Here is a 12,077-nt window from a genome sequence, read left to right as displayed (position 1 = left end):
AAGTGTAAAAATTAACAAAAACCATTAAAAAAAGATTTTGGTTAGTATTTCCCGAAATGTTTTTAATAAATTGCTCTAGATTGTATTCGAACTAAAAAAAATTAGCAAACAAGTTTATTTCTGTCTGTGGATAATTTTGTGAATTAAATTGTTCATTGTTTGTTAAATTTATTGTTTTTAAACTTATTCACAAATATGTTGATAAATTTGTTAGTAAGACAGTTTGTTTTTTATCCACATTTTTATTCAGGTTCTTTTTAGTATCTTTTGACATGTTTATACTTTTTTTATTCTTTTAATAAATCCCTTTATTTAAAAGGTTTCCATAAAAGTATCCACAGATTTTTGTTAGCATAATAAATAATAATATATAAAAAGAATAAATAACTTTATATAAATAGGTAAGAGTAAAAAATAGCTTGTAAGAAAATAAAAAAAAATTGTATATAATAAATGTTAATAAAAAAAAGCTTTTAAAGAAATGTCTATAAATACAGAAATATTTTTAAATATAAACCATTATGAACAAAGAATAGCTATCAAAGAAAATAACATTTTAAAAGAAATTTTCATAGAAAGAGATGATAGAAAAAGAATAGTAGGAAATATTTACAAAGGTAAAATAATAAGAGTTTTACCAGGAATGCAAGCTGCTTTTGTTGATATAGGTTTAGAAAAAGCAGGTTTTTTACATTTATCTGAAGTTTTGCCTTTAGAAAAAGAAGATCAAGAACAAGATGAAAAAGTTAAGCTAAACAAATTAAACGAAGAAGATATCAATAAGTGGTTACGTGAGGGTCAAGAAGTACTTGTCCAAGTAGTCAAAGAGAGTATAGGTAATAAAGGGGTTAAACTTACTTCTCATTTATCAGTATCATCAAGATTTTTAGTGTTTTTACCTGATTTAGATCATATAGGAGTATCATTAAAAATAACTAATCAAGAAGAAAAGCAAAGATTAATACAAATAATACAAAAAATAACTATGAGTGAAAATCCACGAGGTTATATATTAAGGACAGCTGCTGAAGGAGCTAGTTTTGAAGATTTACAAAATGATATAAAATTTTTAAATAACCTATGGCAAGATATTTTGGATAATTCTAGTACAATTATGAAAGCAGGTGTTGTATATGAAGATTTTAGCTTAATAATTAAAACTATAAATGTTTTTGCTAATGATAAGTTAAATAAAATATTAGTTGATAATATTGATTCATACAAAGAAATTTGTCACTTTGCGGACAAATATATTCCTGGTCTTAGAGACAAAATAGAACTTTACCAAAAACACAATATTTTTGAAGAATTTGATATAGATTCTGAGATAAATAAAGCTCTAGAAAAAACAGTATATCTAAGATCTGGTGGTTATTTAGTTATTGAGCAAACTGAAGCTATGATAACTATAGATATAAATACAGGTGGTTTTATAGGTTCTAAAAATCTTGAGGAAACTATTTTTAAAACAAATCTAGAAGCCACAAAAGAAATAGCCAGACAGCTTAGATTAAGAAATCTAGGTGGTATAATAATTATAGATTTTATAGATATGATGGATGAATCTCATAAAATCCAAGTTTTAGAGGCTTTAAAGAAAGAATTAGAGCTTGATAAGGCAAAAACAAAGGTTAGTGACATATCGGAACTAGGCTTAGTTGAAATGACCAGAAAAAGGGTTCATGAAAGCCTAGCTAGGACATTATGTCAACCTTGTGAGTGTTGTAAAGGTAAAGGTAGTACTAAAACACTACAAACAATTTGTTATGATATTTTTAGAGAGGTAAAATCTGAATCTAAAAACTATCCTAATTACAATGGCTTTTTATTAATTTCATCTGAAAAAATAATTGATTATATACAAAAAGAAGAATCTATATGGCTTGGAGAGTTGGAGTTAGAAATAGGTAAAAATATTCACCTAAAAGCTGAAAGTAGCCATATTTACAATCAATATGATATTATTCCATTAAATTAGAAAAAATTATAAAAACTTTGTTGACAGTTAATTTAAAAAAGCTATAATACTAACTCATAGTCGCCGACTTAGCTCAATAGGTAGAGCAACTGACTTGTAATCAGTAGGTCGCCAGTTCGATTCCGGCAGTCGGCACCATAACGGAGTGGTAGTTCAGTTGGTTAGAATACCTGCCTGTCACGCAGGGGGTCGCGGGTTCGAGTCCCGTCCATTCCGCCATCTTTATCTTGAGGTTTAGTTTTTAAATTCAGTTTTTCCCCTTTTTACTTCTGATATTTAATACTAAACCTTAATTTATTTGTCTTTGAGGTATTTAGCTTAATCACGGTCTTTTAAAGTTATTGTTATTTATTTTGTAATGGTGTAACATTACAAAATTACATAAATAATTTTAACGTAATGAATATAACTGAAGATGGCTGGCAACAACTAGTTAATATTTTATCAGAAAATACAGATCCACAAGATATTAATATAATTTGTGATTTTTTATTAACAAAAGAAGAAAAAGAGCAGCTAAGTAAGAGAGTTCTTTTAACTAAAGAGCTTATAAATAAATCTAAATCTCAAAGAGAAATTTCTAAAGAAATAGGTATTAGTATTTGTACGGTCACTAGATGTTCTAATGCTTTAAAAGTTTGCTCTACACGAGTTAAAGAAATATTTAGTGAAAATATTAAAAAGTAGGTGAATAAATGTCAGTTAAAGAGCCAGAAAAATTTTTAGCATCACATATTTACAGTATCGACTATCAAGAGGATTTAAATAAATGTTTTGCTAATAGTTGTATTGGTAAAAAAAATAACATTTTATTAGAATCTGCAGAAATAAATACTAAAGATAAATTAAAAAGCATTTTGGTAATAGATAGTGCTTTAAGAATATCTTGTATAGTCAATAAAGTAGTTATAAAAGCTTTGTCAAAAAATGGTGAATATGCAATACAATCTATAGCTAAAAATCTAAAAAATAATATTAGTCATAATTATACTTCAGAAAATCAATTAATATTGAATTTTGAAAAAAACAAATCTATTAATTTGGATGAGCATCAAAAACTTAAGCAAAATTCTGTATTTGATGCTTTAAGGTTAATAAAGGATAGCTTTAAAATAACTAATGAGTATAGTGTATTTTTAGCTGGTTTATTTGCTTATGATTTAGTAGGAAATTTTGAAGATATAGGCAAAGTAGAAAGAAAGAACAAATGTCCTGACTACGTTTTTTATTTAGCAGAAACTATTCTAGTTAGTGATCATCAGCAAAAGAAAACTTTTATTCAGATAAATAGCTTTGATGAAAAAATACAAAGTCAACTGGATAAAAGTCTTGAAGAAATAAAGAAAAGTCTTAATCATGATTTTCAAACACAAATAACTAAAATAAAAGATTTAGAACCACAAATATCTATAAATGACAGAGAATTTTGTAATGTGGTAGATAAATTAAAAACTCATATTGTTAATGGCGATATATTTCAAGTAGTTCCATCGAGGAGTTTTTATTTGCCATGTCAAAATTCTTTAGAAGTTTATAGAGAACTTAAACGTACAAACCCTAGTCCATATATGTTTTACATGCAAGATGAAGATTTTATATTATTTGGAGCGTCTCCAGAAAGTGCTTTAAAATATGAAACTAAAACTAACCAAGTAGAAATATATCCTATAGCCGGTACTCGTCCTAGAGGTAAAAATGCAGATGGCAGCATAAATCATGATTTAGATAACCGTATAGAGTTAGAGCTTAGGTTAGATACTAAAGAAAATGCTGAGCATATGATGTTAGTCGATTTAGCAAGAAATGATATTGCTAGAATATCTAAGACAGGTACACGTTTTTTAGCTGATTTATTGAAAGTAGATAGATATAGCCATGTAATGCATTTGGTATCTAGAGTTGTTGGACAATTAGCTGATGATTTGGATGCTTTACATGCTTACCAAGCATGTATGAATATGGGTACCCTTACTGGAGCACCTAAAATAAAGGCTATGCAGTTAATATCTGAAGTTGAACAGCAAACAAGAGGTAGTTATGGTGGAGCTGTTGGGTACATAAATGGTTATGGTGATTTAGATAGTTGTATAGTCATCCGTTCTGCTTACGTTGAAAATGGTGTTGCTGAGATCCAAGCAGGAGCAGGTGTTGTTTTAGATTCTATACCAATAGCAGAAGCTGATGAAACAAGGACTAAAGCGCAAGCGGTAATATCAGCTATTAAAAATGTACATGGAGAAGCACATGGCTAATATTATATTTATAGATAATTTTGATTCTTTTTCTTATAATTTAGTAGATGAATTTAAATCTTTAGGCAATCAAGTAGAAGTTTATAGGAATAATTTAGAACTAGAGTTTCTATTAGAAAAAATAACTGCTACAAAAAATCCTATAGTTGTTATATCTCCAGGTCCAGGCAATCCTAGTCAAGCTGGCAATATTATTCCTCTAATATCGCAGATAAAAGGTAAAATACCTGTTATAGGTATATGTTTAGGACATCAAGCTATTGTTGAGGCTTACGGTGGCATTGTTTCTCATGCTAATGAAATTGTACATGGTAAAATAGCAAGAGTTAAACACAGTAACCATATTATTTTTAAAGGTTTAGAGTCTCCTATTACAGTTGCAAGGTATCATTCTCTAGTAGTTGTTAAAGTACCTATAGATTTAAAAGTTATAGCTGAAGTAAATGATCTAGTGATGGCTGTAGTCGATGATGAAAATAAAATTTGTGGTCTACAATTTCACCCAGAATCAATAATGACAACTCAAGGAACAAAACTTTTAAAAAATATTATAAATTGGGTACAAAATGATTAGTTTAGATAGCATTAAAAATAAGCTTTACAATTTAGAAGACTTAACGTATGAAGAAAGCTACCAGTTATTTGATTTTTTTATAAAAGGTGAAATCCCTGTAGCTTTACAAACTAGTATTTTAATCGCCCTTAAATTAAAAAAAGAAACACCAGTAGAGATATCAGCAGCAGCAAAAGCTTTGATAGATAATGCTAAAAAATTTCCTGAAATGGATAATAATGTCGTAGATATAGTAGGCACAGGTGGAGATGGTTTTAATACTATAAATATATCAACTACAGCTGCTATTGTAGCTGCAACAGCAGGTTTTAAGGTTGCAAAACATGGTAGTAGAAGCGTTTCTAGTAAATCAGGTTCTTTTGATTTGTTGGAAACGCTAGGTGTAGATATAAATCTTTCACCTAAAAAAACTAAAAAAAATATAGAAGAAAATAACTTAGGTTTTTTATTTGCTCCCTTTTATAATGATGGTTTTAAATATGTTAAAGAAGCTAGATCTATATTAAAAACTAGAACGATATTTAATATTTTAGGGCCTTTAATAAATCCTGCTCGCCCTAAAAAGGCTCTAATAGGGGTTTATTCTAAAGATTTAATTTTGCCAATGGCAAAAACTCTATCTCAAATGAATATACAAAAAGCTATAGTAGTACATGGAAGTGGTTTAGATGAAGTAGCTATCCATGATGTTACTTACGTAGCTGAAGTTGATAAAAATGATATAAAAGAATATATACTAAAACCAAGTGATTTTGGTATAGATCTTTTTGATATTAAAGAACTTAAAGGTGGCTCCCCAGCAGAAAATGCCCAAATTATAAAGCAAATATTGTTAGGTAAAGGCACGCAAGCACAAAATAATGCTGTGGCAGTTAATGTTGCTTTAACGATGAAACTTTTTGACAAAGACAATTTAGTAGAAAATACTAAAAATATTTTAGCTCTTATAGAGTCTGGTGAATGTTATAAAAAGTTAGAAAAAGTGTGTGATTCATAGAGATAGTTTCAATAGACCTCTTGCATAACTTTCTGAATTGGTTAAACTTTTTATTTTTATAGGAATGATGTTGGTGAAATTTGAGCAGATTAAAGATGAGTCACCAGAAGGGTTTCGTATACTTACAGGTGTTAAACGCACTACTTTTACTGTCATGACAAAGATATTAAATGAAGCGCAATCCCAACTAAAAGCACAAGGAGGCAAGCCGAATAAATTGTCTATAGAAGATAGGCTGCTTATGACGCTGGAATATTTACGCGAATATAGAACATATTTTCATATTTCACGCAGCTATGGTCTAAGTGAAAGTACTTGTTATCGTAATATACGCTGGGTTGAAGATACTCTGATTAAAGATGGGCAATTCTCATTGCCTGGACGTAAGGCATTATTAAAAAGTGATGTTAAGTATGAGGTTGTTCTGATAGATGCGACAGAAACACCCATTGAACGACCTAAAAAAAACAAAAAAGCTTTTATTCTGGCAAAAAGAAGCGACATACGTTAAAGACGCAAATTATCGTGGATAGGAAGAAAAAGGAAATTATTTGTACCAATTTTTGCAATGGCAAGAGACATGACTTTAGACTATTTAAAGAATCTGGTGTTCATATCCACCCAGAGATTAAAAGTCTCACCGATACGGGCTATCAAGGGATATATAAGTTGCATCAGCATTAAGAATTGCCGAAGAAAAAAACAAAGAAGAATCCACTAACCAAAGAAGACAAAAAGAAAAACTGTGAACTGTCTAGTCAACGTGTTCTTAATGAGAATGTCATTGGCATGGTTAAGCGATTTAAAATTATTGCTGATCGTTATAGAAACAGAAGAAGATTTGGTTTGAGGTTTAATTTGATTGCTGGAATTTATAATTTCGAGATATAGATCGGTTATGCAAGAAGTCTAATGAGGCTATGCCTTATTTCGCTATTGAGTTTGAGGATAGAATTCGGAGATTTATGTAACTGAATTTACACAGTTAAATGGAAAGGCTCATGTAAGTTGTGAGATTCACAGACATGGTTTCAACTTTCTCATAGCCAGTTCCACAGCATAAACAGGCTCCTGTATGTGCTCTTTTTTAGGATCATATAAATCATTAACTTCATCCCATAAAAGAGTCTTATCTTTAAGCTTACTAACTATGTCAGTAGGAGATAATCTTTTAAGAGATCCATAAGGTCTATGCCAGTTATAAAACATTTGCCATTCAGCTAAAGAGTCTTGAAGAGCATTAAATTCTGATAGATCAGCTAGTGTATAAAACTCTTCTAAATCGGTTTTCTGAGATCTTTCCACTTTACCATTTAAATGAGGAGATCCAGGCTTATTTGGTCTAAATTTAATACCATATGAGATCAATTTCCTTTATACTTCAATAGCAAAAAATTCTCTACCTCTATCAGTTTGAATTCTTTGAATAGCAAATGGAAATTCTTCACACATAATATCAATAAAGTCCAAAGTATTTTTTGCTGTTGCCCTTGGATAAATCTTTAATACTCTCCATCTAGAACAATCGTCTACAGCGGTATATTGGTATATACCAGGGGCTATTTTACATGTGTCAACTTGTACTCTATCTCCAGGTATTGGTCTACTGTATTTTTTAAATTTCTTTTTTCTTTTAAGCTTCCTAATATCTGGCATACTTTCAGATTTTAAAACCTTATGGATAGTAGCTAATGATAAAGAAAGATTATTTTGTCTAAGTAGTTGGCTTTGTATTCTTCTAACACCAAGATTACGCTTTCTTAACTGGAGTTACGGACTTTTGGGAAAAAGTTAAAGCGAAAAAGTTTTCTATGTGTTAATTTATAATTACATCAACTATGTTATGTTCTAAAAATGAAACAACGTGAATTAGCCAATCTATATACTGAATATTTATTATGTCAAAACTCCCAAGCAAGTGCGACAATGTGTTCAAGTATGTTAGATGAACTAGTAAAGCATGATAGTTTTTCTCGGATGTTAAAAGTTGGTAGTTATGAAAGTAAATATGTCTGGTTAAAAGGTAAAAGTATTTTAAACGCCTACAAAGATAAGCCAAAGATATTATCTATAGACAATACAATAAGTCCTAAATCTGATAGTATGGTCAATGAGGTAGTAAACTGGTTTTATGATCATTCTGTAGGTAGAGCAGTTAAAGGCATCAATCTTATTAGTGCTTTAATCCACGTTGGAGATGCTAATATTCCTGTAGGCTTTGAAGTACAAACTAAGGAAAACTTTGTAGTAGAAAAAGATAAAGCAGGTATGGAGCGCTTAAAGCGTAAAGCACGCTACACAATTAATGAACTGGCAAGAAAACTGATATTGAAAATTATTAAGAATTTCTCTAGTTTTGATTATATAGTAGCTGATAGATATTTTGCTTCTAAAACTAATTTGAAATTCTTTAACAAACATAAACTCTCGTATGTAATAGGTATAGCAAATAATCGTTTAGTTGCTAAGAGTAAAGCTAATGCTCTTGCTGGTAACTACTGTAGGTTAGATGAATTAGGATTGCTAGAAAATGAGGCTATGAAAATTTATTTAAAAGATATAAAATATAGTCTTGTGGTTACTCGCCAAGTCTTCAAAAACGGGGACAATTCAACAGGTGAGATTTATTTAATTACTAATGATCTAAACCTAGAGAGTAACCACATAGAAGATATCTATCAAAAAAGATGGAATATAGAAGTTTATCATCGAAGTATAAAACAAAACGCTAGTCTTGCTAAATCACCTACATCTGTAATTACTACTCAGCTTAACCATATAGGTTTATCTATAGGTGCATTTATTGAACTTGAAAAACTAAAACTTGCTTCAAATAAAAATCACTATGCGTTGAAAAGGAAAATGTTAATCGCCGCCAATCAAGCGAGTCATAGGGAAATTATAAAAATGAAAAAAATACTCAAAATGACTGCTTAAATTTAAAAGTCCGTAACTCCAGTTCTTAAAGCGAGTATTTCAAGTTTAATACTTTCATCTACTTTTCTATTGGGAGAGTTTATTGGACGCTTACTTTGATTATTTAAACCAGCTTCACCGAGCTCTTTATATCTATTAACCCACTTTCTTAAGGTCGGTCTTGATATACCGCAACATCGACAAATATAGCCTGCATCTTTAATTTCTTCGTATAATTTGACCCAGGTTAACCTGGCTTTGATTTCAGCTTCCATAACAAGCTAATTTTAACACTTATTATTGAAACTATCTCTATGAATCACACATGTAAGTGTTTACACAGTTAATTGAAAAGTCTCTAATTTTTTTTAAGCAGCAACCTATCACTATCTTTATATGCTTGTTCAGCAAAATTGCCCATCCATTGCTTTACAGCTTTAAAATTTTCTATAAAAGCTTGCTTATCACCTTTGATGATATCTTTTGAATTTTCAGCGACAAACTCAGCAAACTCAGCGATAGCCTTTTGTCTACTTTCATCAGACATAATAATATCAGCATACAATCCAGGTCCTTGGCTAAATAGCCTGCCGACTATGTTTAACTCCATTTTATATACAGGACTTGCAAGTTTCAGCATCTTTCGAATATCGATACCCTTATGTCTTAGAAACATACCTAAACAATACACGCTAAAATGTTCGATCCCTTGAATAAAAGTCATAGCCTTATCATGATCTTTGGCGGTCATTTTTTCGATAGAAAAACCAATCTTGGTCAAATCATCAATAAAATATTTATATTGCTCTTGATACCTACCCTCACAAACTACAATTACTTGTTTATCTGGGTGTTTTATAGTTGGTCCAAAAATTGGATGTAGTCCAACCACAGGTCCATCATAATACTTTAACATAGCATCCAAAGGCTCTTGTTTTATACTTGTATAATCTGTCAGTATAGTCCCTTGAGAAAGGTATGGAATAACTTTTTTAATGATTTTTTCTGTTAAATATATAGGCACAGATAGTATAACTATATCTTGGTTAGCAAGCTTATTTTTAGGGTTATCCCAATCCTCTTCACCAAAAATAGTAAGCTTATATTCTGGTAAAAATTTTGTAAAAATGTATTGCGACATCTGTCCCATTTCACCATTACCGCCTATTATACAAATTTTTTTCTGCATCTTTTACACCTTAAAACTAAAAGTTACAGGACCATCATTTATTAATGAAACTTTCATATCAGCCCCGAATACTCCTGCTTGTGTGTTTGGGTATTTATCTCTAAATATTTGTAATAAGTTTTCAAATTTGTCCTTAGCAATAGCTAGAGGACAACCATCACTAAAGCTAGGACGATTACCTTTAGTAGTATTAGCTGCTAAGGTAAACTGTGGAACTAGGATAATTCCTCCACGAATATCTTGTAGTGATAAGTTCATTTTGTTAGCTTCATCCTCAAATATACGGTATTTTAGGATTTTATCAGCTATCTTGTTAAAATTATTGCTATTGTCTTCTTTTTCAATGCATACCAAAGCTAAAATACCTTGGTCTATTTTAGCAATAGTTGTATCATCTACTATAACACTAGCAGAACTAACTCTTTGAATAATGCTAATCATATTAAGCAAATTTTTCACCATTTTTTACTATTATAAATAATCCTGGGCAACATGTATTTAAAATATTTTCTAATTACTTAAGAGTAATTTATAAAACTCTATCTACTTTAAATCCTAGAACTGATATTTTATGATAGAAATATTACCTTTCTACTTATACTTAACTTTAGCAGTTGAGATTGTTGAGGATTTACTTTAGTATACCCTGTAATTTACTCTATTTTTCACTTAAAAAATATAAACTTTACGAGCATCCATGAGAAAATTATTGTCACAAAATAAAGTTATAATCACTACGTATTTTTTCTTTTATCTGCTTATCTGGATTGGGCTAAGCCTTTTGATATACGATGCAAACGCACTACCTATAGATGTCGCAGAAAATATAGCGTGGTCAAAACATCTGCAAATAGCTTTTGATAAGCATCCATTCTTAGGGGCATTTTTTATAAAGTTAGTATTGCCTTTTCCACCCTCTACTATGGTAGCAAATTTATTAGCTAGCAGTATTTGTTTGTTAGTGACTCTACTTTACACCTATAAAGTAACTAAGCTTTTTATGTCAAAAAATGAGTCTATTGTTATCATTATACTCAGTAGCTGCGGAGGTATTTACACAGCTTTAAATTTTGTTGACTATAGTCAAAATTCTATAGTTTTGCCATTTTGGGTAATGTCTTGCTATTATTTCACTTTAGCCATGAGAAGCAATAAAGTTATTTATTGGATTACACTTGGCTTGGTATGTGCACTAGGGTTATATGCTAAGCTAGAAATGGGGTTAATTATTTTATGTTTAGCACTTTATCTAGTTTTTAATTACAAAAGAGAGTATTTGAGTAAAGTTTTTATTTCTTTTTGGATTTTTATAGTTAGCTTAATTCCACTTATTTGGTGGTTATTTTATACAAACTTTGCTTTGATAAATTACGCATTAAATAGATACTCTGGATTACGTGCAACAGATCATAATATTATAATCAACTTTTTATTAGCACAGTTAAATAACTTATCTACAATTGGTATTATTGCTGTTCCAATATTATGTATTTTGATTTTATTAAAAATAGGTATATTCAGAATAGAAAAAAACATCGAAACAACTTTTTTTAAAAGGTTAAGACAACCTTTAGTTTGCTATGGCATATATCCTTTATTATTTTTCTTTGCTTTACAAACTTATAAAGTTCATATCGAATATGGTTGGTTAATTCCAATTATGTCGTTGACTTTGCCAGCAATATTTTATTTATTAAATATAAAAATAAATAAGTTTTCATTAATAAAAATAGTGAATGTAGTTCTTTGTTTCCAACTTCTAATTTTTATAGTATATAATTTGTTCGGGTATTTCACACCGATGAAAGATCCTAGAACATTGTCAAACCATGTAGCACTAAAGGCAGAAGAATTTTGGCAACAAAATGAAAACCAGCCATTGACAAATGTTATAGGATATTTTTCTATATACATTACACCTTTTATTTCAGACATCGCGACTGCACATAGAAGCTTTGAAGATACCAGAATTCCAACGAATACTGTTTCACTTGGTGTCCTTTCTGACTGTAATACCAAAGATAATGATGCTTATCTTAAATCTCTCGGCTATACGGTAGGTAAACAAGAGTGTATAACTATAGATAGAGTTGGTAGATACTCTAAACAAAAGCAGAATTTCACGTTATACATTTTAGAAAAAAGTTAGTTTCTGAGGCTAATCCCTTTTA

At 30.0% G+C, this 12,077-nt stretch carries 10 protein-coding genes, 2 tRNA genes and 2 pseudogenes; 10 read left to right on the top strand and 4 right to left on the bottom strand.

All coding sequences use genetic code 11. The annotated features are described in order from the left end of the window. Positions 1 to 481 precede the first annotated feature (481 nt). From E4K63_RS08100 to E4K63_RS08065, 8 genes and pseudogenes are all read left to right on the top strand, one after another. Positions 482 to 1,978, top strand: coding sequence for an Rne/Rng family ribonuclease (locus tag E4K63_RS08100; protein ID WP_133942273.1), 1,497 nt, complete (start codon positions 482 to 484; stop codon positions 1,976 to 1,978). Positions 1,979 to 2,040: 62 nt separating this feature from the next. Continuing rightward, positions 2,041 to 2,116 (top strand) — tRNA-Thr (locus E4K63_RS08095). A 4-nt stretch (positions 2,117 to 2,120) separates the two neighbouring features. Beyond that, positions 2,121 to 2,197, top strand: a tRNA-Asp gene (locus tag E4K63_RS08090). Between the two features lie 180 nt (positions 2,198 to 2,377). Further along, complete coding sequence (trpR, locus tag E4K63_RS08085) at positions 2,378 to 2,665, top strand: trp operon repressor (protein ID WP_133942272.1); 288 nt, start codon at positions 2,378 to 2,380, stop codon at positions 2,663 to 2,665. 8 nt (positions 2,666 to 2,673) lie between these two features. Then, complete coding sequence (locus tag E4K63_RS08080; protein WP_133942271.1) at positions 2,674 to 4,230, top strand: anthranilate synthase component 1; 1,557 nt, start codon at positions 2,674 to 2,676, stop codon at positions 4,228 to 4,230. Next, a complete protein-coding gene (locus E4K63_RS08075; protein ID WP_133942270.1) occupies positions 4,223 to 4,804 on the top strand; it encodes an aminodeoxychorismate/anthranilate synthase component II in 582 nt (193 codons plus the stop codon). The genes E4K63_RS08080 and E4K63_RS08075 overlap by 8 nt, the downstream gene beginning before the upstream one ends. Then, positions 4,797 to 5,801: an anthranilate phosphoribosyltransferase gene (gene trpD, locus E4K63_RS08070; RefSeq protein ID WP_133942269.1), complete on the top strand. Its 1,005-nt coding sequence runs from the start codon at positions 4,797 to 4,799 to the stop codon at positions 5,799 to 5,801. The genes E4K63_RS08075 and trpD overlap by 8 nt, the downstream gene beginning before the upstream one ends. A gap of 73 nt (positions 5,802 to 5,874) precedes the next feature. Then, positions 5,875 to 6,692: pseudogene (locus E4K63_RS08065) on the top strand (IS5 family transposase). 126 nt (positions 6,693 to 6,818) lie between these two features. On the opposite strand, the pseudogene E4K63_RS08275 reads toward E4K63_RS08065, so the two are convergent. Next, positions 6,819 to 7,571 (bottom strand): annotated as a pseudogene (locus E4K63_RS08275) (DDE-type integrase/transposase/recombinase); the annotation flags it as partial. 84 nt (positions 7,572 to 7,655) lie between these two features. On the opposite strand from E4K63_RS08275, the gene E4K63_RS08050 reads away from it, so the two are divergent. Beyond that, positions 7,656 to 8,738, top strand: coding sequence for an IS701 family transposase (locus E4K63_RS08050; protein WP_179965672.1), 1,083 nt, complete (start codon positions 7,656 to 7,658; stop codon positions 8,736 to 8,738). Between the two features lie 2 nt (positions 8,739 to 8,740). Here E4K63_RS08050 and E4K63_RS08045 read toward each other — a convergent pair whose 3' ends face one another. The 3 genes from E4K63_RS08045 to dtd all read right to left on the bottom strand — a co-directional run bounded on the left by E4K63_RS08045 (position 8,741) and on the right by dtd (position 10,347). Then, positions 8,741 to 8,992 carry a helix-turn-helix domain-containing protein gene (locus E4K63_RS08045; protein ID WP_133940951.1) on the bottom strand — a complete coding sequence of 84 codons (252 nt, stop codon included), beginning with the start codon at positions 8,990 to 8,992 and terminating at the stop codon, positions 8,741 to 8,743. A gap of 83 nt (positions 8,993 to 9,075) precedes the next feature. Further along, a complete protein-coding gene (gene tyrA / locus E4K63_RS08040) occupies positions 9,076 to 9,906 on the bottom strand; it encodes a bifunctional chorismate mutase/prephenate dehydrogenase (protein WP_133940949.1) in 831 nt (276 codons plus the stop codon). 3 nt (positions 9,907 to 9,909) lie between these two features. Further along, positions 9,910 to 10,347 carry a D-aminoacyl-tRNA deacylase gene (gene dtd / locus E4K63_RS08035; RefSeq protein WP_133940947.1) on the bottom strand — a complete coding sequence of 146 codons (438 nt, stop codon included), beginning with the start codon at positions 10,345 to 10,347 and terminating at the stop codon, positions 9,910 to 9,912. Positions 10,348 to 10,603: 256 nt separating this feature from the next. Between dtd and E4K63_RS08030 the strand changes: the two genes are divergently transcribed. Further along, the gene (locus tag E4K63_RS08030; RefSeq protein WP_133940945.1) at positions 10,604 to 12,055 is read left to right on the top strand and encodes a glycosyltransferase family 39 protein; all 1,452 of its coding nucleotides are present in this window, start codon (positions 10,604 to 10,606) and stop codon (positions 12,053 to 12,055) included. Positions 12,056 to 12,077: the final 22 nt, after the last annotated feature.

The sequence above is a fragment of the Allofrancisella inopinata genome, assembly GCF_012222965.1.
GTDB lineage: Bacteria > Pseudomonadota > Gammaproteobacteria > Francisellales > Francisellaceae > Francisella > Francisella inopinata.
This window is presented reverse-complemented; position numbering and strand designations above follow the sequence as displayed.

Bases quoted from the DNA above. Each gene is read 5' to 3' on its own strand.
- dtd (WP_133940947.1), bottom strand. From the start codon at position 10,347: ATGATTAGCATTATTCAAAGAGTTAGTTCTGCTAGTGTTATAGTAGAT.
- E4K63_RS08050 (WP_179965672.1), top strand. From the start codon at position 7,656: ATGAAACAACGTGAATTAGCCAATCTATATACTGAATATTTATTATGT.
- E4K63_RS08030 (WP_133940945.1), top strand. From the start codon at position 10,604: ATGAGAAAATTATTGTCACAAAATAAAGTTATAATCACTACGTATTTT.
- tyrA (WP_133940949.1), bottom strand. From the start codon at position 9,906: ATGCAGAAAAAAATTTGTATAATAGGCGGTAATGGTGAAATGGGACAG.
- trpR (WP_133942272.1), top strand. From the start codon at position 2,378: ATGAATATAACTGAAGATGGCTGGCAACAACTAGTTAATATTTTATCA.
- E4K63_RS08075 (WP_133942270.1), top strand. From the start codon at position 4,223: ATGGCTAATATTATATTTATAGATAATTTTGATTCTTTTTCTTATAAT.
- trpD (WP_133942269.1), top strand. From the start codon at position 4,797: ATGATTAGTTTAGATAGCATTAAAAATAAGCTTTACAATTTAGAAGAC.
- E4K63_RS08045 (WP_133940951.1), bottom strand. From the start codon at position 8,992: ATGGAAGCTGAAATCAAAGCCAGGTTAACCTGGGTCAAATTATACGAA.
- E4K63_RS08080 (WP_133942271.1), top strand. From the start codon at position 2,674: ATGTCAGTTAAAGAGCCAGAAAAATTTTTAGCATCACATATTTACAGT.
- E4K63_RS08100 (WP_133942273.1), top strand. From the start codon at position 482: ATGTCTATAAATACAGAAATATTTTTAAATATAAACCATTATGAACAA.